Origin of the sequence: Ascidiimonas meishanensis, assembly GCF_037782385.1 — a bacterium.
Classification (GTDB): domain Bacteria; phylum Bacteroidota; class Bacteroidia; order Flavobacteriales; family Flavobacteriaceae; genus Ascidiimonas; species Ascidiimonas meishanensis.
Genome location: NZ_JBBEXD010000001.1, coordinates 884,333 through 910,801 on the forward strand (window position 1 = coordinate 884,333; position 26,469 = coordinate 910,801).

Sequence of the window (26,469 nt, forward strand, 5' to 3'; positions counted from 1 at the left end):
AATACTTTGCTATTTTAGTAGTTGTTAGTATCTTTCAAGAAGAAAGCATTGATGAACCTAAAACATTATCCAAATGTTAGACGAGGAAAAGGACCAACTTCATAACCATAATGATCTTCCAGACAAGGAAGAGAGCACTAATAACAGTGTTAAAACTTCTGTTAATACAACCTCAGAAAATAATGATTCTTCTGAAGTTACAGATAAAATAGTTGAAAGTAAAACTGAGCCTGCCGAAAGTATTAGTCCAATAGAGGGCACTGATAATCAAGAAGATTCTAATAATGTAGAAGTCCAAACTTCAACCGAAACTAATCTATTAGAAGAGAGTTCATCTCCTTCAACTAACCTTACGCCTGAAAATAAAGAGGAGGAAGAAAAAAAATTAGAAGATGAAATAGATGCTACCAATGCAGAAGATGCAGAAGACGAATCAAGCAAAGAAAGGCATACAATACCCCTTTTAGATTATCATGCAATGAGCATGGATACTTTAACAGAGGAGCTGAAAAAATTATTAAAAAATGAAAAAATACAAGCGATAAAAACGCATGTAGATCAAATTAAATCTGAATTTGATCTTAAATTTCAAGAATTGCTAGAGCAGAAAAAAGAGGATTTTTTAAATGAAGGAGGCAATGAAATAGATTTTAGTTTTCATTATCAACCAAAAATTGTCTTTAATGATCTTTATAAAGAATACAGAGATCAAAGAAATAAATACTATAAAGATTTAGAATCTAAGCTCAAAACAAACCTCGCCAATAGACTAGATATTATTGAAGAACTCAAAGGACTTATCAATGTTGAAGAAAACATCAACACTACTTATAAACATTTCAAAGAACTACAAGAACGATGGAGACATGCAGGACCTATTCCAAGAATGGAGTATAATAATGTTTGGCGTACATACCACCATCATATAGAGCGTTTCTATGATTTTCTAGATATCAATAGAGATTTAAGAGATTTAGATTTTAAACATAATTTAGAAGAAAAGCAGAAAATTATTTTAAGAGTTCAAGAACTCGGTTCTGAACCCGATTTAGGTAAAGCATTCAGAGAATTACAAGAACTTCATAAAATTTGGAAGGAAGAAATTGGTCCCGTAGATAGAGAACATAGAGAAGAAATTTGGCAACAATTTAAAGAGGCTACAAAAGTTATTCATGATAAAAGACAAGAATACTTTAAAAGCCTTGAAGCCAGTTATCAAGATAATCTAATAAAGAAAAATGAGATCATCGCTAAAATAACAGAAATTGGGGCTCAAAAAGTAACAACTCATGGTGTTTGGCAGAAGCAAATTAGGGAAATTGAATCGTTAAGAGAAGAATTTTTTAACGCTGGCAAGGTACCTCTAAGAGTCAATGAAAAAATATGGGCAGAGTTCAAGGAAGCGGTTAGAAACTTTAATCGTAAAAAGAATGCCTTCTATAAAGGTCTCAAAAAGGAACAGCATCACAATTATGAGCAGAAATTAGCTTTGGTAAAGCTAGCAGAATCTTTGAAAGATAGTGATGATTGGACCGAAACCACTCCGGTTATGAAAAAAATTCAAAATGACTGGAAAAAAATAGGGCACGTACCGCGTAAATTTTCAGATAAAATCTGGAAAGACTTTAAAACCGCTTGCAATCATTATTTTGATAGATTACACTCTCAAAAGAATGAAGCGTATAAGGAAGAGTTGGAAGCTTTTGAGAAAAAGACCAAGTTCTTAGAAGATCTTAAGAATTTCAAGCTTAGCGGAGAGAAAGAGAAAGACTTAGAACAAATTCAAACTTACATTGCTTCGTGGAAAGCCATGGGTAAGGTTCCGTATAATAAAAAAAATATAGAAAGTAAATTCAATAAAATTCTAGATGCTTTGTTTGGAAAAATAAATATTGAAAAAAATGAAGCAGAGCTCATTAAATACGAAAATAAACTTGAACAACTCGCTAATTCAGATAGTGATTATGCTTTAAATAATGAGCGTGTTTTTATAAGAAGAAAAATTGAAGAACTCAAAGGAGAGATTCGTCAACTTGAAAATAACCTACAATTCTTTTCAAATGCATCAGAAGATAATCCTATGGTTAAAGAAGTAGTGAAAAAAATCAATAATCATAAAAAAGATCTTGATTTACTAAAAGCGAAATTAAAACAAATCAAAACATTTAAATAGAAGAAGGCTAGTATCTAAACAGAGTAGCTCTATCTAACAAAGTTATGTCAATATTAAAATATAGCGGTGGCATACCACCGCTATATTTTGTTTACATCGTTTATGAAATAATACGATTTGACTCTTGGGTAGCTACTAAAAAATGGTCAACACCTATTAGTTCTAAAAACTAGAGAAGGACATAATTCTGAATTGACTCCACAAGATCTAAAAAAAGGGCAGACTTTAAACACATAAACCCCTTGTTATTTTTAGCTTGTACACTTTGTGGGATAGGGTACTCTAATACGGCTTTTATATTACTTAGTTGCAAAAAGTTTTACATCTTCTTTTGTAACCTCCTTGCCACCTAATATAATTAATCTTTCCACCACATTTCGTAACTCTCTAATATTACCAGTCCAATCATACTCCTGTAAAAGTTTAATTGCTTCATTTGAAAACACCTTTTGAGTAGTGCCATTTTCAGAAGCAACCTTAGCCGCAAAATATTTAATTAGTTCTGGAATATCTTCTCTCCTTTCATTAAGCGCAGGTACCTTAATAAGTATTACCGCTAGCCTATGATATAAATCTTCTCTAAATCTTCCTTCTTCAATTTCTTTCTTTAAATTTTTGTTAGTGGCCGCCAGTACGCGTACATCTACTTTAATATCTTTATCACTACCAACTCTTGAAATCTTATTTTCTTGTAGTGCTCGCAAAACTTTGGCTTGTGCAGACAAACTCATATCTCCTATTTCATCTAAAAAAATAGTACCCCCATTAGAAGCTTCAAATTTACCGGCTCGATCTTTATTTGCAGAAGTAAATGCACCTTTTACATGACCAAAAAGTTCACTTTCTATAAGTTCTGATGGTATTGCTGCACAGTTTACTTCCACCATAGGCCCTTTAGATCGCTCACTTTTTTGATGAAGCCAATGAGCAACTAATTCTTTACCTGTGCCATTAGGCCCCGTAATAAGTACTCTAGCATCTGTAGGAGCTACCTTTTCAATCATATCCTTAATATGATTTATGGACTCACTATCACCAATCATTTCATAGTTCTTACTTACTTTCTTACGTAGTTCTTTATTTTCAACCACGAGCACTTTTCTATCTAGAGCGTTTCTTACTGTATTTAATAAGCGGTTAAGGTCTGGAGGTTTTGATATATAATCAAATGCACCTAATCTCATTGTATTAACAGCTGTATCTAAATCTCCATGACCAGAGATCATTACGAACGGAATTTCTGGTTTTATTTTCCGAGAAGCTTCCAAAACTTCAACCCCATCCATCTTTGGCATCTTAATATCACAAAGCACTAGATCAAAATCTTCTTTTTTAATCTTTTCCATTCCAACCAGTCCGTCTTCAGCTTCTTCTACTTGATATTTTTCATTTTCTTCCGATAAAATCTTGACCAGTACTCTTCTGATAGCCGCTTCATCTTCTATAATTAGTATTTTTGACATGTTTACATATTAAAAATTAAACTTAAAACCTCCTCTTACATAGTAGGTATCTGCAAGATCAAAATTAAAAACCTCTGTGCTAGAATTCTCTTCAAGCCTGAGCTCATTCCTAAGTAAATATCCTCCTTTTACAAAAAAATTGAGTCTTTTCCCTACGTAATAATCATACCCAAAACCAATTACCACCGCAGAAAGGTTTATCTGTTTGGCTTGTTCTTCCCCAATAGAAATAGAATTACTCAAATTAGCAAAAAAACCTGCTAGCCTAACAAAACTTTCCACTGCGTGCTTTTTATCGCCAAAAAAATATTTCATTTTGGTTATAGGTACTCCAACCGTGTAAGATAGGTTGGGGCTAATTTCTTTAAAATAAGTTATAAAGGGCAGTGGAAAAGCGATTCCGCTTGTTTGATTATAAGCAAGTCCTACAGTAAGTCTATTTTTTTTGGGCGACTCTATGGTTCTAATAAGAATAACACTTCCATTCAATACAAAATCATCCGTAGTTACCTTCGCTGCAAAATTAGAAGCCAAAGAAGGCGTAATTTGTGCGGTAAATCGCCAGGTTTTACTTAAGGGAAATGTGTATCCTAAAGTATATTTTAAAATATGAAAGCGATCCAACTGTTTGCTATCAAAACTATAAGTGCTATTGTAATTAACATGAACATTTGAATAAGAAAAACCATTTACCAAATAGTGTTCTTTTTTTGATAAAGGGATTGGAATGTTCATTTCTATTTCAGCGATACCAATAAACGGATCATTTTTAGATCCAAAAAAAGCAGTGTACTCTATACCACCAAGATCATTAATCTGAGCCTTTATTGCGTAAGTTAAAGAAATAAAAATAATACATAAAAAAAACTTTTTCATTAATTAAAGCATAGTTTTAAAAATTTTAATTTTTATCAGAAGCTAAGTTAAATAGGTGTACATCTCTTTGAGGGAAAGGAATGGTGACATTATTTTCTCTGAATTTAGCATCTATCCTAAATCTAATATCACTTTTTATTCTTGGGTCTGAAAAACTATCATTGATATAAAAACAAACTCTAAAGTTAAGTGAAGATTCTGCAAAATCCTCAAAAAGTACAAAAGCCTTAGGCGTTTTTAACACTCCTTTTTGCTCTTCAACACAGGTTAACAATAATTTTTCAACCAGTCTTACGTCACTCCCATAAGCTACACCAACTAAAATAGATTCTCTTGTAGTACGGTGATTTTGGGTGTAATTATAAATACTATCCGTTAGAAATTTATGATTTGGAATTACAATAATTTTATCATCTCTCGTAACCGCTCTTGTAGTTCTTAGTTTTATATCAATTACTTTACCTACTTTTTCTTCAATTTCAATAATATCTCCCACATGTAAGGATTGATCAAGAATAATTAATATTCCAGAAATAATATCCTGAAATAAATATTGAAGTGCAAATCCTAAACCAACGAATAAAGCAGCCGATGCGGTGAGCAAAACAGTTAAATCCACACCTGAGGAGCTCAAAACTACAATTACAACAATTATATAGACGAGATAATTGAAGAATTTAAAGATACTAATGAACTTATTCCTGTCACCAATGGGCAACTTAGAGGTAATAAGATGCCTTATAGTTTTGAGAACGTAATAGGCAAAAATACAACCAAAAATAATTAACAACACCGTACCAATAGTAATAGATATACTGGCACTTTGATAGATTACAAAAGATAAAAATTCTTTAACCTTATCCATCTTAGTACTTTAACCATTTATACAACTCCTTATAAGTTGGCTTTTTTCCATACATTAAAATACCAACCCTGTAAATACGGGCTGCCAACCAAACAATAAACATAAAGGTAACGATTAGAAAAAACAGCGATAAGATAAATTGCCACCAGGGCACCCCTCCTTCTCCAATACCGGCAGGTAATCGCATCAACATTACTATAGGAGAAGTTAATGGAAATAATGAGAAACCAACAGCTATAGGGCCGTGTGGGTTATCAAAAACTGAAAAGAAACCTACATATATGGCAAGCATCAAAGGAGTAATTACTGGAAACATGAATTGCTGCGTATCTGTTTCATTATCTACAGCGGCACCAATAGCTGCATAAATTGAGCTATAAATCAAATAACCTAAGATAAAATAAATTAGGAAAGAAAGAAATAAGGTAATCCACGGAATTCCTAAAATTTCCTGAACATAAAGGCGTATGATATCTTCATTTTCTGGAATGCTATTAAGTGCATCTGTTGCACCTGGTGTAAGATTGCTGGTAGCACTAAGATCTGCAGAGTCTACACCCATGATGATTAAAACAATAAAAGAAAGAATACCTGCGGATATCGTCCAGATTACAAATTGAGTTATTCCGGCCAAAGAAGTTCCTATTATTTTGCCTAGCATCAAATCAAATGGTTTGACAGAGGATATGATTACTTCTATGATTCTACTGGTTTTTTCCTCTATAACACTCCGCATTACAAATGCTCCATAAATAATTATGAACATCATGATAAGATATCCAAATCCTCCTCCTATAATTGCTTTAAACTCTGTTATTCCCTTAAGATTTTGTTGTCCACTAAAAGATTCGGTTCGTATCTCGAATTGAGCATACAAGTTTTCAAGATCTTCAGCTGGCACCCCATAGCTTTTTAATTTTTCTTCCTTTATTTTGTCTTCTATTTTATTCTCAATTTTACTTAATATATTGATGGAAGGCGGATCATTAGAAAAGAAAGATATTCCCTGTGCAACCTGCTCCATTGAACTACCGCTTGGAATGTATAACAATCCAAGATAATTAGCATTTGAAACAGAATCTTTAGCGGTCTCAAAAGAAATATCTTGAAACTCAACATAGCCCACTGAGCCAACCGGTTCAAAGATTCCAGAAAACAGGCTACTTTCATCAAGAATAGCAATAGTCTTCTTTTCATCGTTATTAACTCTAGCTAAAAAAACCACTAATGCTACCATAGCCACCATCAATACCGGACTTAGAAAAGTCATCACAATAAAAGATTTATTGCGAACTTTTGCGAGATATTCTCTCCTAATTATTAGTAAAAGCTTGTTGTTGTTGCCCATTTGTATTAATTGTTTCTATGAATATATCATTTGCACTAGGAATCACCTCTACAAAATGCGTTATTTCGGCAGTTGTATTTAGATACGAAATTAATTCTTTAGATGAAGTACCGTTTTGTAATTGAATGTTAACCTTCAGTTCATCTCCCAAGGTTTTGAATTTAGCAGAACTAACTTTAAATTTTGAAGACAGGTCATGAAACAAAGCATCTTTGTTAGCGGTTTCAAGTGCAATTTCATAAGTGCTGTTTTTATAGGCTCTTTTTATGTCTGTTAACCTACCATCCAAGATTTTTTTTGATTTATGAATGAGTGCTATATGATCACATAATTCTTCTACAGATTCCATTCTATGTGTAGAAAAAATAACTGTTGCCCCATTATTGCGAAGATTAAGAATTTCTCTTTTAATAAGATTCGCATTTATAGGATCAAATCCACTAAAAGGTTCATCAAAAATTAACAATTTTGGTTCATGTAATACAGTCACTATAAATTGTATTTTCTGAGCCATTCCCTTGGAGAGCTCTTGAATTTTTTTTCCCCACCAATCACCTATTTCTAATCGGTCAAACCAATAATTCAATTTGGTTTTAGCTTCTTGTTTTGACATTCCCTTGAGCCTTGCCAGATACATTGCCTGCTCTCCTACTTTCATGCTTTTATATAAACCACGTTCTTCTGGCAAATACCCAATCTTACTTACATCATTAGGGCTTAACCGCTTCCCTTGCAGTAAAATTTCTCCTTTATCAGGATATGTAATTTGATTTATAATACGAATAAAGGTAGTTTTTCCCGCCCCATTAGGTCCTAATAATCCAAAAATACTTCCTTCTGGTATACTAATATTTATGTTATCTAAAGCCGTGAAATCTCCAAAGTTCTTATTTACGTTCTTAGCCTCCAGCAAATTACTCATATATAGCGTAGATTAATCTTTTTAAGTGAAAATTCAGCAAATTCCGATTTATTCCAAAGATATTGATTTAAGGTATATTAATTCAAAATTTAAAGATTATTTAGGAGCCTTAAAAAACAAAACCCACCCTTAATTAAAATCAAGGATGGGAAAAAATTGCTATGAAAAAGAAAAAATTAACACTAGATTAAACTAGCGTTAAGTCAAAGATACATTTTTTTTGCAAACCTTAAAGTGAAATTAAGAAAACATATCTTTAACTTTATCAAAAAATGATTTTTCTCCCTTATCTGGACTTGGATTAAAATTATCATCATCCATCATTTTTTCAAAGAAATCTTTCTGTTCTTTACTTAAATGCTTTGGTGTCCATACATTTACATGTACCAGAAGATCTCCGTTACCATATCTATTAATACTTGGCAATCCTTTACCCCGTAATCTCAATATTTTTCCAGATTGAATCCCTTCTTCTAATTTAATACGCACTTTACCTGTTACGGTATCTATTTCCTTTGATGTTCCTAATACCGCCTCTGAAATACTAATATAAAGATCGTAGTGTAAATTATCTCCTTCCCGCTTTAATGTTTCATGCTCTAATTCTTCAATAGCTACAATCAAATCTCCCGCAATCCCGTTACCAGGAGCATCATTACCTTTTCCAGTAACCTTTAATTGCATACCATCTACAACTCCTGCTGGAATCTTAATAGAAACTGTCTCTTCTTGTAATTTGAGTCCTTGGCTATCTGCATCAGATGGTCTTTTATCCATCACTTGACCTGCGCCTCCACAAGAATTACATGTAGCGGCCGTTTGCATTCTTCCAAGAATAGTATTGGTAACTCTGGTTACTTGACCTTGACCATTGCAGGTAGAACATGTTTTATAGGTAACCCCTTGAGCCTGAATTTTTCTTTTAACTTTAACCTTTTTCTCTACACCGTTGGCAATTTCTTCAACCGTTAATTTAACTCTAATGCGAAGGTTACTACCTTTTACTCTGCGTTGGCCTCCGCCACCAAAACCACCAAAACCACCAAAACTTCCGCCAAAAGCACCACCAAAAATATCTCCAAACTGGCTGAAAATATCGTCCATATTCATGCCTCCTCCATTGAAGCCTCCTGCACCTTCAAAAGCGGCGTGACCATATTGGTCATAACGTGCTTTTTTATCGGCATCACTCAACACTTCATATGCCTCAGCAGCTTTTTTAAAGCTTTCTTCCGCTTCTTTATTTCCGGGATTCTTATCTGGATGAAATTCAATCGCTTTCTTTCTGTAAGCTTTTTTAATTTCAGCAGCAGAAGCTCCTTTGCTAATTCCTAATACTTCATAATAGTCCTGTTTCATAAGTTCTTTGTGAAAATTGATTGAATTTAGATTATTGTCCTACTATGACTTTTGGATAACGTATGATGCGATCTCCTAACTTATACCCTTTTTCTATAACATCTACTATCTTACCTTTTAATTCCTCGGAAGGTGCTGGTATTTGTGTAACTGCTTCATGAATATCAGCATCAAAACTATCACCCTCTTTTGTATCAAGGTTTTCTAACCCTTTACTTTTAAGTGTTTCCTTTAGTTTGTTACTAATGAGCTCTACTCCTTTAAAGAGTTCGTTATCTTCTACTTTTCCAATTTCTATAAGTGCTCTTTCAAAATCGTCTACTACTGGCAATAAAGCTTGTACTACATCTTGATTTGCAGTTTTAAATAATTCAATCCGCTCCCTTGCTACGCGCTTTTTATAATTTTCAAATTCTGCGAATAGCCTTAAAAATTTATCTTTTTCTTTAGCAAGCTGCTCTTCTACATCTTGTGTTTCAGTATCCGCATCGTTATCAGAAACCTCTGTATCAGTTTGGGTTTGTGCTAATTTTCTTAAAACATCCTCTTGCTCTTCGGTGTCTTTTTGTTTTTCACTCATAATTGTTACAACTTTTTAAACCTCTTAAAAGAAGGCAAAAGTACTGCCAATTCTTTTAAAATGTCAAAATGTCACAAAAAATAAGGTGAATTTAAAAAGAAACTATCTTATTTTTTTCAAGAAGCAAGTTCTTGTTTAGAAGTTAATTCTCTATCAGGCGACAGAATATCTTCCAAAGCTCCAGAAATATTTGGATATGTAAAACTGAAACCTAATGTTTCAATTTTTTTAGCACTTACACGCTGGCTGTCAAATAGTACATTTGCCATTTCACCTAGAACCAACCGCAAAAACCATTCTGGGACATGGGGTAAAATAAGTGGTTTTTTGAGTACCGTAGCTATTTCTTTAGTAAGTTTTGAATTGGTAACAGGATTTGGTGCTACGCCATTGTAAACACCTATTAGATTTTTCTTTATGGCAAAAAGAAATAATTCTGCTAGATCGGTAATATGAATCCAAGATTGCCATTGCTCACCAGAACCCAAAGGAGCTCCTGCATAAAATTTTATAGGCTTTGCCATTTTAGGCAAAGCTCCTCCTTCTTGAGCAAGCACTAAACCTATTCTAATTTTAGATACTTTTAAATTTAGATCTAAAAATTTATCGGCAGCATTTTCCCATTCAGATACTACTTTATTTAAAAAAGACGTTTCTGAAACATCATCTTCTTCTTTATAATAATTTGAAAGAGAACTTGGGTAGATTCCTATGGCTGAAGCAGACACCAAGGATGTAACCTCATGATTTTGTTGTCTGCTTAGCAGAGAATACAATGTATGAAGTGAATCTACTCTGCTTTGTAAAATAGTTTTCTTATAAGATTTGGACCAACGCTTAACGATGGTTGCTCCTGCTAGGTTTATGATTGCCTGCACCCCTTCAATACAATTTGCATCTATTTCTCCTTTCGCAGGATTCCATAAAAAACCTTGAAGAAAATCTGAATTTTTAATTTTACTTTTACTGGTGGTTAAATAATTAACTTCAATACCCCTCAATTTACATAAATGGATAATTTCGCTGCCAACCAGACCGGTTCCCCCCGTAATTAAAATTTTCATTATTTAATTCTTTTTCAGGTATTAAAGTTACAGTTTTAAACATCATATTAATAAAAATAAAGAACGTTTAACAGGGATTTAACCGCTTTTCTTACAAGCAAACAGCATTCCTAAGCACACTTCCAATTATCCTTTATTGCTTAGTTGCTCTTAGCATTTCTCTTTTACCTGGAGGCCCTTCAAGTCTCTCCACATAAAAGCCACATGACTGCATTGCTCGTCTGACACTGCCTTTTGCTGAATAGGTGACAAGCACCCCATTAGCTTTTAAAGCAACGTACATTTTTTGAAAAATAGCTTCCGTCCACAATTCAGGTTGTACTCTGGCTCCAAAAGCATCAAAATAAATTAAATTAAATGAATTTTCATCTGAGATCTCCTGAAAAAACTTTTTTTCTTTTCGTAGGCAAAAGTCACTTGTAATTTTATGATTTTCTTCCCAATTAACCCTATGTAATTTCTCAAAAGTTTCATTAGATTGAGTTGGATCGAGTAATGAAATATAATTTAATGCTGCCACCTCTTCTTCATTAATAGGATACGCTTCTACGCCTTTATAATTAATTTTAAGATGCAAACGGGGTGACTCTAAGAGCGTAATAAATGCGTTAAGCCCAGTACCAAAGCCAATCTCTAAAATTGAAATTTCTCTATTAGAAAAAAGTTGGAGACCATTTTTTATAAAAACATGTAACGATTCATTAATTGCTCCATGCTTGGAATGATAATGTTCATTCCATTCTTCTAAGAAAATGGTGGTAGCACCATCACCAGTTGTTACTATTTGACGCTTCAAATTACCTATTCCTTAATTTTAACACCATCTGCTAAAAACGAATAGGTCTTTTTAGGCTTTGTAATTGAAGTAATATACTCTTTTGATTTTCCAGCATCCTTAGCATAATGTCTTTGTTCTTCTACAGACACTAAATTTACAAATGCTTTTCCTTGAATAATTACTTCCTTCCCTTCTATATCTTTAGGCACAAAAAAGCTGTAGTCTTTAAATTTAACCATTACTTCTTCATTATCTATTAGGGCAAGTTTCATCCAACAACCTTTCGCCTTGCAAACAGCATTCACGTTTGCTTTCATAGTTAGTTGCAAGCTATCTTCGGTTTCCATGTAAGAATACATATCAAATATTTTTTCATTGGAAATAGTACCCAAGACAGTAAAGTCGTTACCATAACTATTATAAGTAACTTTTTCTTCTTGAGCATTCCCTGTGAATAAAATAAAAATAAAAATTGTCGTAAAAATTAAACGGTATCCCCTAGATTGTCTTATTTGTTTTTTCATGAATTACTATTTTCCACAAAAATAATGGCTTTTGTCATAATATTGAGTTCTCCAAGCTGTTAAATTAATTAACTTTGTATAGAAAACCATTTTTTGTATTTCTATTTCGGAAAACAAAAGTGTTTTTAAATTCAATAGACTCATAAATTAATGCCAGATGAAGAATCAAACTATATTAAAGATTGATGTGGAAAAATCTAAAACTTCAAAAATAAACGAGGTTGATTTTGAAAATTTAAACTTCGGTAGCATATTTACAGATCATATGTTTGTATGTGACTATAGAGATGGTGTTTGGGAAGCACCAAAAATTCTTCCCTACCAATCTATTTCGCTAGACCCTTCTGCAAGAGTCTTTCACTATGGTCAGGCAGTATTTGAAGGAATGAAAGCTTTTAAAGATGATAAAGAAAAAGTTTGGCTATTTAGACCAGACGAAAATTTTATGCGTATCAACAAATCATCTAAGCGATTAGCAATACCAGAATTTCCAGAAGAGTATTTTTTTGAAGGATTAAAAACGCTTTTAAAACTAGACGATGTGTGGATTAAAAAAGGATATGGTAACTCCTTATATATAAGGCCATTTGTAATTGCAACACAACCAAGTGTTCTAGCGTCTCCTGCCTCAGAATATAAATTCATCATCATTTGTTCACCTGCCCAATCTTACTATGGTGGAGAAGTAAGAGTGAAAATAGCAGATCACTACAGTAGGGCTGCTAGTGGTGGTTTTGGTGCTGCAAAAGCAGCTGGGAACTATGCGGGACAGTTTTACCCTACTAGTTTGGCTCAACAAGAAGGCTATCAACAAATTATTTGGACCGATGCCAATACTCATGAATACATAGAAGAAGCCGGCACTATGAATATATTTTTCCGAATTAACGATACGTTAATTACCTGCCCCGTAAGCGATCGTATTCTTGATGGTGTTACCAGAAAAAGTGTGATTGATATTGCCAAAGATGCCGGAATTGATATTGAAATTAGACCTATAAAAGTTTCTGAAATTTTAGATGCAGCCAAATCCAATCAACTTAAAGAAATTTTTGGAAGTGGAACCGCTGCCGTTATCAACCCGATAAAGGGTTTTGGATACAAAGAAGAAAAATACGAGCTACCCGTAATAGATAAATCATACGCAGATTTCTTTAAGAAAACTTTAATGGATATTCAGTATAATAAAGCGGAAGATAAATTTGGTTGGCGATATGGTATAATATAATAATGAAAAAGGCTATCCTTTCAAGATAGCCTTTTTCATTTGTTAAGAATTTTTTCAATATTTGGCTTAAAATAATCTGGCCCTTTTAAGACCTTACCATCATCTCTATAAATGGGCTTACCATCTTTACCCAATTTGCTCATATTACTTCTCTGAATCTCGTCAAAAACCTCTTCAATTTTATATTGCATACCATGTTCCAATATTGTGCCACATAATATATAAAGCATATCTCCAAGAGCATCTGCCACTTCTATTAGATCATTTTCTAATGCCGCTTCAAGATATTCTTCATTTTCTTCTGCCATTAAATTATAACGCAATTTTAATTTTTTTTTATCCAAATTTGCCTTAGGCTGTGTTTCAACACCAAGACCAAATGCAGTATGAAATTCTTCAACTGATTTAAGTGCGTGTTTCATAGTTGTATTTTAAGTAATTTTGCTTAAAAATAATAATATGTTTAGTACAGGGCAATATATTTTTGCAATTCTCTTTATAATAGTTTTTACCTTTTTCATTGCTTTAAGCTATATAAAAGACAAAAATCTGCATGCAAAGTTTTATAAAAATTCTTGGCTGATACTTATTGGCTTTATCATTTTCGTAATAATTCTTTTCCTAATTAAGTATTTTATCAAGAATTAATATCCGAATTTCCTTTATTCTTAAATATAATCTGGTTGACTTTAATTTATAAGAAAATTCACTTTTTTATCACCAAAAAGAACTAATTTCGAAGAGTGGTCTTAAATTAAATGCAATGATAATTTTTTTTGTTATTTTATCAGTGCTTCTTTGTATTAACATTTTACTTTTAAGTTTTAGTGTTAATAAGTTGCCAGATAAAAATACTGCTAAAAATAAAAATACAGTACTTAGGAATGAGGTTCCAGTAGGTGCGAATGAGTACAATTTCCCAAAATATTCTAAGGCAGTCTAATATTTTTTTAAGTTGAAATAATTTATTTATTCCAAAACATTCAAATCTGGATGTCACTGAGCATTTTTCAATGTGAATTATTCACTTTGAAAAAGTATGGTTGTTTTTATTATTTTGTATCTTAGTAAGCAAGCAATTTTAACAACCCTATGAAAGCTTTAAAATATATTATTTTTTTAATACTCATTGGTATAATAGCCATTGCAATTTATACTTCTTTACAACCTTCTGAATACGATATTCAAAGATCACGGGTAATTAATATTCCAGAAGAAATTGTTTACAATAATATTATTGATTTTAAGAATTGGGCTTCTTGGGGACCTTGGCAAGAGCAAGACCCCACTATGACTTATACCTATCCAGATAAAACTAAAGGTATTGGTGGCTCTTATTCTTGGATTGGAAAGGATGGAAAAGGTTCTATGGAAACTCTTAAGGAAGTTCCTTTTTCAAGTATAGAACAGAAAATTACTTTTGAAGATTTTGAACCTTCAACTGTATATTGGAATTTTGAACCTGAAGAAAATGGCACAAAAGTAACTTGGGGCATGAAAGGCACCAAAAACTTTATGTTTAAATTATATACCCTTGTTGCTGGTAGTATGGACGAAACAGTAGGCCCTATGTACGAAAGAGGTCTTGAAAAATTAGATAGTATTCTTCTAGATGACATAAGCAAGTACAGCACCACTATTAATGGGGTAACCCAACACGGGGGAGGTTACTATATTTACAAAAGTACCTCTACAAAAATGAGTGATGTGGCAAGAGGAATTAACAATACAATGCCAAAAATTATCGCATATGCTGCTAAAAATAATATAACCGCCGCAGGTGCGCCTTTTATCATTTATCACAAATGGGATGAAGAAAATAATGCCACTGTTTTTTCAGTGTGCTACCCAACTACAGATAGAGTTATCACAGCTGATGAGAGTTCTATTCTAACTGGAGAATTGAAACCTTTTACTGCTTTGAAAGCTACATTAAAAGGGAATTATTCTAACCTACAAGAAACATGGAACCAGGCAATGGAACATATTAAACAAAACGGATTACAAGAAAATACAGAAGGAACCTATATAGAATCTTATTCAAATTATCTTTTAAACCATCCTAATCCTTCTGATTGGATTACGGAGATTTATATACCATTACAGCCTGCTGATAAGTAATTTTTTTGTTTTTCTGAACGTATTTACATGAAACAATTATTGTTAGTCTTTTTAGGTGGTGGTTTAGGAAGTAGCCTTCGTTATATGATTACCAAATGGCTGAATCCTAATTTTACGATTCCACTTGGAACCCTCGCGGTAAACATTATAGGATCACTATTAATTGGTATTATACTAGGTCTGGCATCTAGAGGTAATACTATTTCAACCTCGCAGACGTTACTTTTAGCAACCGGATTCTGCGGAGGATTCACAACTTTTTCTACTTTTTCTTTTGAAAACAATGCGTTCCTTAAATCTGGTGATTTTTTGAATTTTGCGCTCTACACTATTCTAAGCATATCAGGCGGAATTTTTGCAGTTATGACGGGCTTTTGGATCTCTAAGCAGCTGTAAATAAATATCTTACACTAACCAAAATGAAAATCATTTCTTCTAAAACGTTTTAGTTCTTTTTCTTAAATTTTTGTATTCTCATTATTTTGAAAAAAATACAAAAAACGGAGTATCAATCTGCTAATTTTTACCGCTGATAATTCTATTACCCTAATTTTTTATAGGGTAAATTTCATAATAACATAAAAATGCCTTCACAAACCCTATTATTTTTTGGGTTAATATTCTTTTAACATAGATTTAACCCAATCAAATTATTTTATTTATGAAAAAAATAGAGGCTATTATTCGTAAGTCAAAATTTACTGAAGTCAAAGATGCACTTCATGAAATTGAGGTTAATTTTTTTAGCTATTGGGATGTTACCGGAGTGGGTAACGAAAAAGAAGGACACGTTTATCGCGGTATTACCTATAGTACTACCGACATTCAAAGAAGATACGTTTCCATAGTTATTTCAGATGATTTTCTGGAAAAGGCTGTTGAAGCTATTTTGACCGCCGCATACACAGGAAATGTAGGGGATGGTAAAATATTTGTTTCAGAAGTAGAAGAAACATATAGAATTAGAACCCGCGAAAAAGGCCCTGAATCTTTGAAATAAACCTTCTTTCTAACACTTTACAATTTAATAAAATAAAAATTATGGAAGTTATTACACTCACAGCAAATAATATATGGATGATGGTTTGTACCGCTCTAGTGTTCTTTATGCACTTGGGCTTTTCTTTCCTAGAAATAGGACTTACCAGACAAAAAAATACAATCAATATTCTTTTTAAAAATATCTTTATTATTTGCGTTGGATTACTATTATACTGTTTTGTAGGATTTAACTTGATGTATCCTGGCACTTTTTGGAATGGCATTTTACCAGATTATTTTATCAATCTTTTTGGATTGAGCGCACCAACTGTGGAAGGAGCATTAGATTTAACCTATAATGAAGGATATACCTATTGGACAGATTTTCTCTTTCAGGGTATGTTTGCAGCTACCGCAGCTACTATAGTTTCTGGAGCTGTTGCAGAACGTGTTAAAATAGGAAGCTTTATGATCTTTACTATTTTATATGTAGGTATTGTTTATCCCATCGTTGGTTCTTGGAAATGGGGCGGTGGATTTTTAGATAATTGGGGTTTTTATGATTTTGCTGGTTCTACTCTTGTACATTCCGTAGGAGGTTGGGCTGCACTAATTGCAGTATATCTTCTAGGGTCAAGAATTGGGAAGTTTGACAAAGATGGTAAGCCACAGGCGATTCCTGGTCATAATTTACCTCTTGCCACTGCCGGTGTACTAATACTATGGTTAGGCTGGTTTGGATTTAATGGTGGTTCTGTACTTTCAGCAGACCCTGGAGCAACTTCACTTACTTTAGTAACTACTTGCCTTGCCGCTGCCGCCGGAGGTGTTTCCGCATTTCTATTCTCTACAATGCTTTACAAAAACTTAGATTTAACTATGTTTCTTAATGGAATTTTAGGAGGTCTTGTAGGTATTACTGCCGGTGCTGATCAAATGACACCTACCAGTGCTATTTTAATTGGACTTATTGCCGGAGTAATTATTGTTTTAGGAGTTGCGCTTATAGACAGATTAAAATTGGATGATCCGGTTGGAGCAATTGCGGTACACTTAATTTGTGGAATATGGGGAACGTTAGCTGTTGGTATCTTTGGAGCCATGGCAGGGTTTGATCAATTCTTGGTTCAACTTTATGGAGTTCTCATTATTGGTGGCTTCTGTATAGTTACCTCTTTTATCTTCCTTTTCATTTTAAAGAAAACTATTGGTATACGAGTGAGCCGTGAAGAAGAAATTGAAGGTTTAGATCTTCATGAACATGGAATGGTTTCATATTCAGACTTCCGAATGAATCAACATTAAGATATCATAAAAATAAAACGGAGCACTCCGCCAAGTGCTCCGTAAGTAACTATTTCATTAAGAAATTTATTGATTAAACGAAACATAACTATTGATCTTAAGGATCAACTAACTATCAAACAAATTACTTTTTATATTATGAAAACAATTACAATTACAAATATCGTAAAAAAAGTATTTTTTCTAACACTTTTTTTATCAAGTTTACAAATTTTCGCTCAAGAAGAAGAGAAAAAATCAAAATTTACCTTTAGCGGAAGCGTAGATGGATACTTTAGAACCAACTTTAACGGTCTCAACAAAGTAGAAACCGATGAGTTTGGAGATATTGTTGCTTTACCTCAAGCACCCGCTTCATCATTTGCAAATGATCCAGGTTTTGCTCTTGGGATGGTTAACCTTATTGCTGGTTATGAAGGTGAAAAAGTAGGTTTTGTAGCGGATCTTGTTTTTGGTCCTCGTGGTGAAGACGCTGTCTTTGCTTCCGTTGCACCTAACAATATTGTAAACCAATTATATGTATACTGGAATGTTTCAGAGAAAGTAAAACTTACCTTTGGAAATTTTAATACATATTTAGGTTACGAGGTAATTTCACCTGCAGCTAACTTCAACTACTCTACATCTTACATGTTCTCTTATGGACCATTTTCACATACAGGTCTTAAAGCAGACTTCGTTCTTTCAGATAAATGGAGTGCTATGTTAGCTATTATGAACCCTACAGATCTTACAGAGTTTAATCCTTCTTCAAAGTATACCTTAGGAGCACAAATAGGATATGCTGGTGAGAAGGGAAGTACATACCTTAACTTTCTTTACGGAGAGCAAGCTCCAGATAGCGAAGCTACTTTTCAAGTAGACCTTACTACTGGTGCTGATATTTCAGATACATTTTACTTAGGTTTCAATGCTACCTATAATGATACAGATGGAGTAGGTTTTTATGGAGCTGCACTTTATCCACAGTTAAAAACATCAGAAAGTTTTGCAATAGGACTTAGAGCAGAATATTTCAAAGAATTAGAAGATGGTGGCCCTGTTTATGGAGGAGATGTAAGCACAGTAGATTTTACGCTTACCGGAAGCTATACTGTAGGGGATTTAACTCTCAAGCCTGAATTGAGATTGGATAGCGTATCAGAAGAGGTATTTCTAGATAGTGATCTTGATCCAACAGATAACCTAGCTTCATTTGTTTTAGCAACTATCTACACATTCTAACTTAAAACAATTTTTTTTTAAATATTCATTCAAGAATATTTAGTCTTAGTTCGTTTTTATTACTAGAGCCAAATAAAAATTATTTGGCTCTAGTTATTTTTTAAAAGACTTTACTCCTGCCAAGACCTCCAATGCTAAGTGATTTTCTGAAGGCACCTTAGGGCATGAATATTTCTTATTATATGCACAATAAGGGTTATATGCCCTATTGAAATCTATAACTATCGTATCTGTTTTAGGTATTGACAGGTTGACATATCTACCTCCTCCATAAGTTTGATTGCCATTGGTTTTATCAGTAAAAAGAAGAAAAAGATCATCTCTATATTCTGGGTCTAATTTTAGCTCCTGATTTTGGTAGATATTTAATTGATATGTTTTATCAAAAAGTTTAAATTCAACTATTCCATACTTTTTATACTCCGGGGTACGTGAGGTAGTGGTAGGCATCAAAAAAGGAACTGCATCTGGTGTTCTATTTAAAAGCGCTGTAACCCTATAAAGGCTATCAGGCGAGAAAAAATCTAATCCGGTAAAAGTTTTACGCTGTTTCTCCGTTAGAGGTGATGTTTCAGGGTTTTTAAAGTCATTATTCATTTCCAACTGAAACTTTCTAACTTCATAAATAAAATCTGTTGTATCCGATACTGGCAAATAAGAAGTTTCAATTTCATCATGGTAGCGTTTTTCTTTTTTACATGCTATCAAGACTACTAACATAAAGAGAACAAGTAATTTTTGCATCATACTATTAGATTTTGAGATTAAAAGTACAACATATTCAATTTTTAACTAGCTTTACACCATAATAGAAAATAATCATGCAAACCACAGTCAAAAATAATGTCTATACCTCTTGGTTTAAGAGCAGGGCTTTTTTGATTTGTGAATACATTATATAGATATAACTAAATTCAATTACAAAAAGCCCGGCATACACGCCGGGCTTTTTAATTTTACAATGATTCCTACATCGTATGAAAAAATTATATAACGGATATATAGACTCTTTTAGAGGTTTTTCCAGAGAAATATGGATATTAGCACTTATTACACTTATCAATCGAGCGGGTACCATGGTGATTCCATTTTTAACCAAGTATCTAAAAGAAGACATTGCTTTTAGCCTAGATGAAGTAGGTACGATAATGATATTTTTTGGACTTGGTTCTTTAGCAGGTTCTTGGGTAGGGGGAAAACTTACTGATAAAATTGGTTTTTATCCAGTAATGATTTTTAGTCTTTTGATAAGTGGGTTTATGTTTTTAGGGCTTCAATTTATTCGGTCTTTTTGGGGTTTCTGCTTTGCCATATTTGCCATTATGAGTGTTGCTGACATGTTTAGGCCTGCTATGTTTGTTTCGCTTAACACCTATGCCAAACCCGAAAACAGAACAAGAGCACTTACACTCATAAGACTAGCTATTAATCTTGGCTTTGGAGCAGGACCTGCTATTGGTGGACTCATTATTATTACGCTAGGTTATGGTGGCCTTTTCTGGATTGATGGCATTACATGTATCACTGCAATACTTATTTTTAAAGCAATGGTAACCGAGAAAAAGGTAAAACAAATTAATGAAGTGGCGTCTAAAAGTAGTTCTAAAGATTCTGTATTATCAGATTATCCATTTCAAATCTTCCTAATAATTAGTTTTCTTATGGGACTTGTCTTTTTCCAATTTTTTACCACTATCCCACTCTATCATGCAGATGTTTATAAACTGAGCGAATTTGAAACCGGACTTCTACTCGCTATGAACGGACTCATTATTTTTGCTTTTGAAATGCCTTTGGTACACCATGCTGAAAAAGCAGGTTTTAACAATATAAAAATCTATGGAGCTAGTATGATTCTACTTGCTGTTGGGTTCTTTCTACTGGTTTTTGAAGGGGGGATTGAATTTCTGATTTTAAGTATTCTTTTTCTAACGGTAGCAGAGATGTATGGCTTCCCATTTGGAAACGATTTTGCCATGAAGCGTGCAAAAGAAGGTAAAGCTGGCAATTATATGGGAGCTTATACGATGGCATTTTCTATGGCACACATACTGACTTCAAAAACCGGACTCTTTGTAATTGACAATTTTGGATACAGAGCAAATTGGTTATTCATGGGATGTCTAGCTATGATAGGCTTTATTTTGGCAGTATATTTACGTCGTATTTTAAACAAAGAGAAGGTCTCTGAAGAAATAAAAGTGTCCCTATAAATAAAATGGTCTTATGAAAAACTACTGCTTATTTTTTCTTTTTTCAATCTTAAGTATCGGGTGCAATCAAAAAATTAAAAAGGCGAATCCATATATGCTAGACATTAATAACAAACGAGTACTTCCTAGTTTGAAACCAGACCGTTATAATATTGCATTTTTGATTATGGATGGAACGTATAATACCGAATTTACAGCTCCCTTTGATATTTTTCAGCATACGCAATACCGAGATAGCATTAAAGCAATGAACGTATTTACGGTAGCAGATACTCTTGCCCCTATTTATACCTTTGAAGGCCTACGAATTCTTCCAGATTTTGATTATACCAAAGATATACTACCCAACATAGATATTTTAGTCATCCCTAGTGCAGAGCATCATCTGGATACCGATCTAGAAAATGAAACCATGCTAAACTTTGTCAAAAAAGTAAGTGAGAATGCACTCTTTGTAACCTCTCATTGTGATGGAGCTTTTGTGCTAGCGAAAACTGGTTTATTAGACAGTGTGGCTTCTACTACATTTCCTTCCGACATTGAAACTTACAAAAAAGCTTTTCCGTTTTTAGATGTTAGAGACAGTGTCTTATTTGTACATGATGGTAAATTTATCACCTCTGCTGGCGGTGCTAAAAGTTTTGAAGCAGCTCTTTACTTATGCGAGTACTTGTATGGAGCAGAAATAGCACGTTCCCTAGCCAAAGGCTTGGTTATTGATTGGAATTTGCAAGAAATTCCACATACAGTTCTCAGATAATGGTAGTCACAAAATTAAAATAGATTAAAACTGTATCTTAGTTCAGCTTAAATTTCAATCTATGAAAAAATCTGCATACTTTATACTTTATTTACTTTTTTGCTTTTGCATTCCTATCTCCACATGGAGTCAGGTTAAATCATCTCAAGAAGGTCCGTTTCCACAATTAATTATTAGAGGGGTTACCCTAATTAATGGAGATGGTTCACCGCCTAGAGGTCCTATTGATATTGTTATTGAAAATAATATCATTACCGCAATTGAAGTTGTGGGATATCCTGGGGTTGCCATATCAGATGCCAATCGCCCAAAACTGAAAAAGGGTGGTAAAGAATTAAATGCAGAAGGCATGTATCTACTCCCAGGCTTTATTGACATGCACGGCCACATTGGAGGAGTAGCGCAAGGTGCCGATTGGGATTATGTATTCAAACTTTGGATGGCACATGGAATAACTACGGTCAGAGAACCTAGTGGAAGAGGAGTAGAGTGGTCTTTAAATCTTAAAAGAAAGAGTGCTGCCAATGAAATTATTGCGCCTCGTCTTTTTATTTATACAGGTTTTGGACAGGGAAGCAAAAAACCAATTTCAACAGCTGAAATGGCAAGAGAATGGGTTAGAAATAATGCAAAAAAAGGAGCAGACGGTGTGAAATTTTTTGGAGCAGAACCAGAAATTATGAAAGCAGCCTTAGATGAGAATAAAAAACTAGGACTTCGCTCTGCTTGTCATCATGCACAGCTAAGTGTGGCGCGTTGGAATGTATTAAATTCTGCCAGAGCAGGACTCACAAGTATGGAGCATTGGTATGGTTTACCAGAAGCTTTATTTCATGATAGAACAGTACAGAATTACCCATTAGATTACAATTATCAAAATGAACAAAATCGTTTTGAAGAGGCGGGCAAACTCTGGAAACAAGCAGCCAAACCTTACTCAGACCATTGGAATCAAGTAATGAATGAGTTACTTAATTTAGATTTCACCATAGATCCTACTTTTAATATTTATGAAGCCAGTAGAGATTTGCATCGTGCAAGAAGAGCAGAATGGCATGAAGACTATACACTTCCATCGTTATGGCGTTTTTATCAACCTAGTAAAATTTCGCATGGATCTTATTGGCATGATTGGGGTACAGAGCAGGAAATTGAATGGAAAGAGAATTATGGTTTATGGATGACATTTATTAATGAATATAAAAACCGGGGTGGAAGAGTAACCGCAGGTTCTGATTCTGGTTTCATATTTCAATTGTACGGTTTTGCTTTTATAAGAGAGTTGGAATTGCTTAGAGAAGCTGGTTTTCATCCTCTTGAAGTTATAAGGTCGGCTACACTCAACGGAGCAGAGGCTTTGGGAGCAGAAGATAAAATAGGAAGTGTACAAATAGGTAAACTTGCGGACTTTATTTTGATAGAAGAAAATCCATTAAAAAACTTAAAAGTATTATACGGTACAGGAGCCATTAGACTAACCAAGGAAAATGAGGTAGTTAGAGTTGGAGGTGTAAAATACACTATTAAGGATGGAATTATATACGATGCAAAAGCATTGTTAAAAGAAGTTAAACTTATGGTTTCTGAAGCCCGAAAAAAAGAAGGTTTTAAATTATTGCAACCTGGAATTAAAGAATGATAAGAATGGGAAAAGTGTTTTTAGAAGAATTTGAATATCCTTTATAAAGGACCAGTTTTCAATGTAATTTCTATTTATTTTTACTTTATCTGGCCAGATAATTTCTCTATTAAATACTTCAGGATTTGATTGTTTACTAAGCATAGACAGTTCATTACGGTATTTTAAAGTTGCCGGACCTGTAAGACCGGGTTTAACCTCAAGGATTATTCTATCCTCTCCTTTCAGTTTATCCGCAAAACCCTTTACATCTGGACGCGGACCTACAAAACTCATATCCCCTATTAAAATATTTACTAGTTGCGGTAATTCATTCAATTTGTATTTTAATGTCCATTTTGAAATACCAGAAATTTGCAAATGAGTACCAGCCATAGATATAGGGATGTCACCTTTAATACTTCTAAATTTATATAAAACAAATTCTTGTGCATTTTGACCTATTCGTTTTTGTTGAAAAAATGGATTCTCTCTAAAATACCCTGCTAAAATTAAAGTGAGTAATAATCCGGGAATAAATAAAATAATTAGTAAAAAAACACTCAGAGAAATGTCAAAGCTACGTTTTAATATTTGTGCTTTGCGATTATTCACGCCTTACTTCTTTTAAATATGCTTCTAATTCTGCTCCCCAATCTAGGCTTATTGGCTTCTTCGTGATATCCATTACCATAGCCTCCATAACCATAGCCATATCCATAATTATAACCATAGCCATATTGTGATTTATGTCTATAATCATTTAAAACAAAACTTATGTTTTTAATTTCTCCACTTTTATACTTATCATTAATATGATTCAACATTCCCTTTTTTGTTCTTCCTTGCCTAACAATATATAATGTAGCATCTGCATAGTGGGAAAGCTCAACGGCATCTGCTACCAAACCAAGAGGAGGAGTGTCAAAAATAATATAATCGTAATGTTGCTTTAGTTCTTCTACAAATGTTTTCATGTCTTCACCAATGATAAGTTCCGCAGGATTTGGAGGTATGGGTCCAGAAGTGATCACATCCATATCCTTAAAGCGGGTTTTTTGAATAATACCATTCAAATTCTCATCCCCCATCAAGTAATCAACAACTCCCTTATCATTGGTAATATCAAAATCACCAAAAATTTTCGGCTTGCGCAGATCTAAACCTACCAGAATAGTTTTTTTACCACTTAAAGCAAAGACAGATGCAATATTTATGGAACAAAAAGTTTTACCCTCTCCACTTATAGAAGATGTAATCATAAGGATTTTACTCCCTTGTAAGGACTTACTTCTGTAAAAGTATTGCAAACTACTTCTCAATGCTCTAAAAGCTTCTGATACCGCAGATCTGGGCTGATCAAATACTACTAAATTACCTTTTAGATGACTTCTTCCAACCACACCTAGAACTGAAATACCCGATAATTGCTCTATTTCATGAGTACTTCTAATAGCTTGATCTGCAAAAGAAATCGTCATAATCACCAATGTGGGTAACAAAAGACCTATTAAGAAAGCAATCAGATAATTTTTTGGAGGATTCGGCGAAATTGGTTTTTGCATCAGGTTAGTTGCAGGGTCTAGCACACGTACATCTGAGACATTTGCCGCCTTTACAATACCTGCCTCATTTCGTTTTTCCAATAACATACTATAAGAAGTCTCACTAAGCTTATAACTCCTTTCAATATTAAAAAGCTCTTGTTCTTCTGCCGGTAATTTATTGAATTCATAATTCATGCGTGAAATTCTTCTTTCCACATTATTTACTTCAATAGTGTTTTTGGCCTTCGCACTTGAAATACTTTGAAATAAAACATTTTTTAATGCGTCAATTTCTCTATCAATCTGTTCATAAAAAAGTGGGTTTTTAACCTTAGATTGAAGATTAGATCTTTTAATCGATAAATTAACAATATCGGTAACACTTTTAACCAAAGTAGGATCCTCAAATCCGGAAACTGCCGGTGCTGGTAAATCTGAATAGTCTTGGCTATTTTTTAAATAATTTTCTAACTGATTTAGGTAAGCTAATTTTATAGTTATTGCATTTTTTTCAACATCTAACTGAGACATTTGATCAAAAATAGAACTCCCTTGAGAGGAAAGATCAAAAATTTGATTTTTTTGCCTGAAGGTCTTTAACCTATCTTCATCTTGTTTTAAAGAATCTGATACTCTCTTAATCCGTTTGTCAATAAAAGCAATGGTATTGGTAGCAAAAAGATTTTTTTGGTCTAATTGCTTTTGACTTAAAAGAGCTACTGTTGTATTAAGATAATCAGCAAGTATATCTCTATTAGCACCTATTTTACTTAGAACTAACATAGAAGCACCTTTCGTTTTCAAACTTACACGTACGTCTTGATAATTATTAATTTCTGAATTAATATCTGTAAATTCTATAAAATATTCTTCCCCTTTTTCTGGAATCTGTTCCCCTCTTTTCTCAACCACAAAGTCTAAAAAAGAGGTTTTAATAGGAGTACCTACCTGAAAGGTTTGTTTAAAGGATTTAGGTAGCTCCTGCTCAACAATTGAAGGTTTAATATAGTTAATTAATTTAGCTTCTGATTCCTCCAATTGATAAGACAGTTCAAATGAATCTTTATCTAAAAACTGAATCTTAACAGGAACATTCAAAAGTTGATCTCCACTTTCATTTAAAACTACCTTAAATGGTGCTTTGGTATGGATATCTTCCAATCGAAATCGCCCTTCTTTCTTATAATGAATATACAATTGCAGTAAACGCACTACCTCTTCATTATGCGCTCTTGAACCTAGTATTGTTCTAATAGTTTCTACTTTATCACTTGCGCCACCCCAATTAAATGTAAGGTTAAGAGTACTGGTAAAAAACGGATTTTGCTCTTCTTTAATGGTTATAAGTGTTTCTAACTTATACAAACGTTCTGCTCTCAAATTAATATAATAAGCAATTCCTAGGCCTACACTAATACAAGCCAAAATAACATACCAATAACGTATTGCACGTAGTAAAAATCCTTTAAAATCAAATGAACCTTGAAGTTTTCGAATATCGAGTTCGTTTTCCAGCATGT

General features: G+C 33.4%; 24 protein-coding genes. 10 read left to right on the top strand and 14 right to left on the bottom strand.

Annotation, left to right across the window (positions count from 1 at the left end; genetic code table 11):
- Positions 1-73 precede the first annotated feature (73 nt).
- Entirely contained in the window at positions 74-2,173 is a 2,100-nt protein-coding gene (locus tag WBG07_RS03840; RefSeq protein ID WP_340199165.1) for a DUF349 domain-containing protein, read from the top strand.
- A gap of 299 nt (positions 2,174-2,472) precedes the next feature.
- Here the strand turns inward: WBG07_RS03840 and WBG07_RS03845 are convergent, their stop codons facing one another.
- The 10 genes from WBG07_RS03845 to WBG07_RS03890 form a co-directional block, all read right to left on the bottom strand.
- Entirely contained in the window at positions 2,473-3,636 is a 1,164-nt protein-coding gene (locus WBG07_RS03845) for a sigma-54-dependent transcriptional regulator (RefSeq protein ID WP_340199166.1), read from the bottom strand.
- A gap of 9 nt (positions 3,637-3,645) precedes the next feature.
- Positions 3,646-4,512, bottom strand: coding sequence for a DUF6268 family outer membrane beta-barrel protein (locus WBG07_RS03850; protein ID WP_340199167.1), 867 nt, complete (start codon positions 4,510-4,512; stop codon positions 3,646-3,648).
- 25 nt (positions 4,513-4,537) lie between these two features.
- Complete coding sequence (locus WBG07_RS03855; RefSeq protein ID WP_340199168.1) at positions 4,538-5,377, bottom strand: mechanosensitive ion channel family protein; 840 nt, start codon at positions 5,375-5,377, stop codon at positions 4,538-4,540.
- A gap of 1 nt (position 5,378) precedes the next feature.
- Positions 5,379-6,725 (bottom strand): ABC transporter permease, encoded by a 1,347-nt coding sequence (locus WBG07_RS03860; protein ID WP_340199169.1) that lies wholly within the window; start codon positions 6,723-6,725, stop codon positions 5,379-5,381.
- Positions 6,691-7,647, bottom strand: coding sequence for an ABC transporter ATP-binding protein (locus tag WBG07_RS03865; protein WP_340199170.1), 957 nt, complete (start codon positions 7,645-7,647; stop codon positions 6,691-6,693). Before WBG07_RS03865 ends, WBG07_RS03860 begins: the two co-directional genes overlap by 35 nt.
- Positions 7,648-7,887: 240 nt before the next feature.
- On the bottom strand, positions 7,888-9,006 hold the full coding sequence (dnaJ, locus tag WBG07_RS03870) for a molecular chaperone DnaJ (protein WP_340199171.1): 1,119 nt from the start codon (positions 9,004-9,006) through the stop codon (positions 7,888-7,890).
- Positions 9,007-9,037: 31 nt separating this feature from the next.
- Positions 9,038-9,586 (bottom strand): nucleotide exchange factor GrpE, encoded by a 549-nt coding sequence (locus WBG07_RS03875; protein ID WP_340199172.1) that lies wholly within the window; start codon positions 9,584-9,586, stop codon positions 9,038-9,040.
- Between the two features lie 116 nt (positions 9,587-9,702).
- Positions 9,703-10,650, bottom strand: coding sequence for a TIGR01777 family oxidoreductase (locus tag WBG07_RS03880; protein WP_340199173.1), 948 nt, complete (start codon positions 10,648-10,650; stop codon positions 9,703-9,705).
- A 133-nt stretch (positions 10,651-10,783) separates the two neighbouring features.
- Complete coding sequence (gene mnmC2 / locus WBG07_RS03885) at positions 10,784-11,446, bottom strand: tRNA (5-methylaminomethyl-2-thiouridine)(34)-methyltransferase MnmC2 (protein WP_340199174.1); 663 nt, start codon at positions 11,444-11,446, stop codon at positions 10,784-10,786.
- 5 nt (positions 11,447-11,451) lie between these two features.
- Positions 11,452-11,952, bottom strand: a complete 501-nt coding sequence (locus WBG07_RS03890; protein ID WP_340199175.1) for a DUF4920 domain-containing protein — start codon at positions 11,950-11,952, stop codon at positions 11,452-11,454.
- A 157-nt stretch (positions 11,953-12,109) separates the two neighbouring features.
- Between WBG07_RS03890 and WBG07_RS03895 the strand changes: the two genes are divergently transcribed.
- Positions 12,110-13,180 (top strand): branched-chain amino acid aminotransferase, encoded by a 1,071-nt coding sequence (locus WBG07_RS03895; RefSeq protein ID WP_340199176.1) that lies wholly within the window; start codon positions 12,110-12,112, stop codon positions 13,178-13,180.
- A 35-nt stretch (positions 13,181-13,215) separates the two neighbouring features.
- Here the strand turns inward: WBG07_RS03895 and WBG07_RS03900 are convergent, their stop codons facing one another.
- Positions 13,216-13,602 carry a nucleoside triphosphate pyrophosphohydrolase family protein gene (locus WBG07_RS03900; protein WP_340199177.1) on the bottom strand — a complete coding sequence of 129 codons (387 nt, stop codon included), beginning with the start codon at positions 13,600-13,602 and terminating at the stop codon, positions 13,216-13,218.
- A gap of 670 nt (positions 13,603-14,272) precedes the next feature.
- Here WBG07_RS03900 and WBG07_RS03905 point away from each other — a divergent pair.
- From WBG07_RS03905 to WBG07_RS03925, 5 genes are all read left to right on the top strand, one after another.
- Positions 14,273-15,301, top strand: coding sequence for an SRPBCC family protein (locus tag WBG07_RS03905; RefSeq protein ID WP_340199178.1), 1,029 nt, complete (start codon positions 14,273-14,275; stop codon positions 15,299-15,301).
- A gap of 27 nt (positions 15,302-15,328) precedes the next feature.
- Positions 15,329-15,697: a fluoride efflux transporter CrcB gene (gene crcB / locus WBG07_RS03910; protein ID WP_340199179.1), complete on the top strand. Its 369-nt coding sequence runs from the start codon at positions 15,329-15,331 to the stop codon at positions 15,695-15,697.
- Positions 15,698-15,962: 265 nt separating this feature from the next.
- Positions 15,963-16,301, top strand: coding sequence for a P-II family nitrogen regulator (locus WBG07_RS03915; protein ID WP_340199180.1), 339 nt, complete (start codon positions 15,963-15,965; stop codon positions 16,299-16,301).
- A gap of 41 nt (positions 16,302-16,342) precedes the next feature.
- Positions 16,343-17,587, top strand: coding sequence for an ammonium transporter (locus WBG07_RS03920; protein WP_340199181.1), 1,245 nt, complete (start codon positions 16,343-16,345; stop codon positions 17,585-17,587).
- A 138-nt stretch (positions 17,588-17,725) separates the two neighbouring features.
- Positions 17,726-18,811, top strand: coding sequence for a porin (locus tag WBG07_RS03925; protein WP_340199182.1), 1,086 nt, complete (start codon positions 17,726-17,728; stop codon positions 18,809-18,811).
- Between the two features lie 93 nt (positions 18,812-18,904).
- Here the strand turns inward: WBG07_RS03925 and WBG07_RS03930 are convergent, their stop codons facing one another.
- A complete protein-coding gene (locus tag WBG07_RS03930) occupies positions 18,905-19,558 on the bottom strand; it encodes a DUF1684 domain-containing protein (protein ID WP_340199183.1) in 654 nt (217 codons plus the stop codon).
- A 230-nt stretch (positions 19,559-19,788) separates the two neighbouring features.
- Between WBG07_RS03930 and WBG07_RS03935 the strand changes: the two genes are divergently transcribed.
- The 3 genes from WBG07_RS03935 (at position 19,789) to WBG07_RS03945 (ending at position 23,423) form a co-directional block, all read left to right on the top strand.
- Positions 19,789-21,024 (top strand): MDR family MFS transporter, encoded by a 1,236-nt coding sequence (locus tag WBG07_RS03935; RefSeq protein ID WP_340199184.1) that lies wholly within the window; start codon positions 19,789-19,791, stop codon positions 21,022-21,024.
- A 94-nt stretch (positions 21,025-21,118) separates the two neighbouring features.
- Positions 21,119-21,784: a DJ-1/PfpI family protein gene (locus tag WBG07_RS03940; protein WP_340199185.1), complete on the top strand. Its 666-nt coding sequence runs from the start codon at positions 21,119-21,121 to the stop codon at positions 21,782-21,784.
- Positions 21,785-21,845: 61 nt separating this feature from the next.
- A complete protein-coding gene (locus WBG07_RS03945) occupies positions 21,846-23,423 on the top strand; it encodes an amidohydrolase family protein (RefSeq protein WP_340199186.1) in 1,578 nt (525 codons plus the stop codon).
- Here WBG07_RS03945 and WBG07_RS03950 read toward each other — a convergent pair.
- A complete protein-coding gene (locus WBG07_RS03950; RefSeq protein ID WP_340199187.1) occupies positions 23,397-24,017 on the bottom strand; it encodes a sugar transferase in 621 nt (206 codons plus the stop codon). The genes WBG07_RS03945 and WBG07_RS03950 overlap by 27 nt on opposite strands.
- The gene (locus WBG07_RS03955; RefSeq protein ID WP_340199188.1) at positions 24,014-26,467 is read right to left on the bottom strand and encodes a GumC family protein; all 2,454 of its coding nucleotides are present in this window, start codon (positions 26,465-26,467) and stop codon (positions 24,014-24,016) included. Before WBG07_RS03955 ends, WBG07_RS03950 begins: the two co-directional genes overlap by 4 nt.
- Positions 26,468-26,469 lie beyond the last annotated feature (2 nt).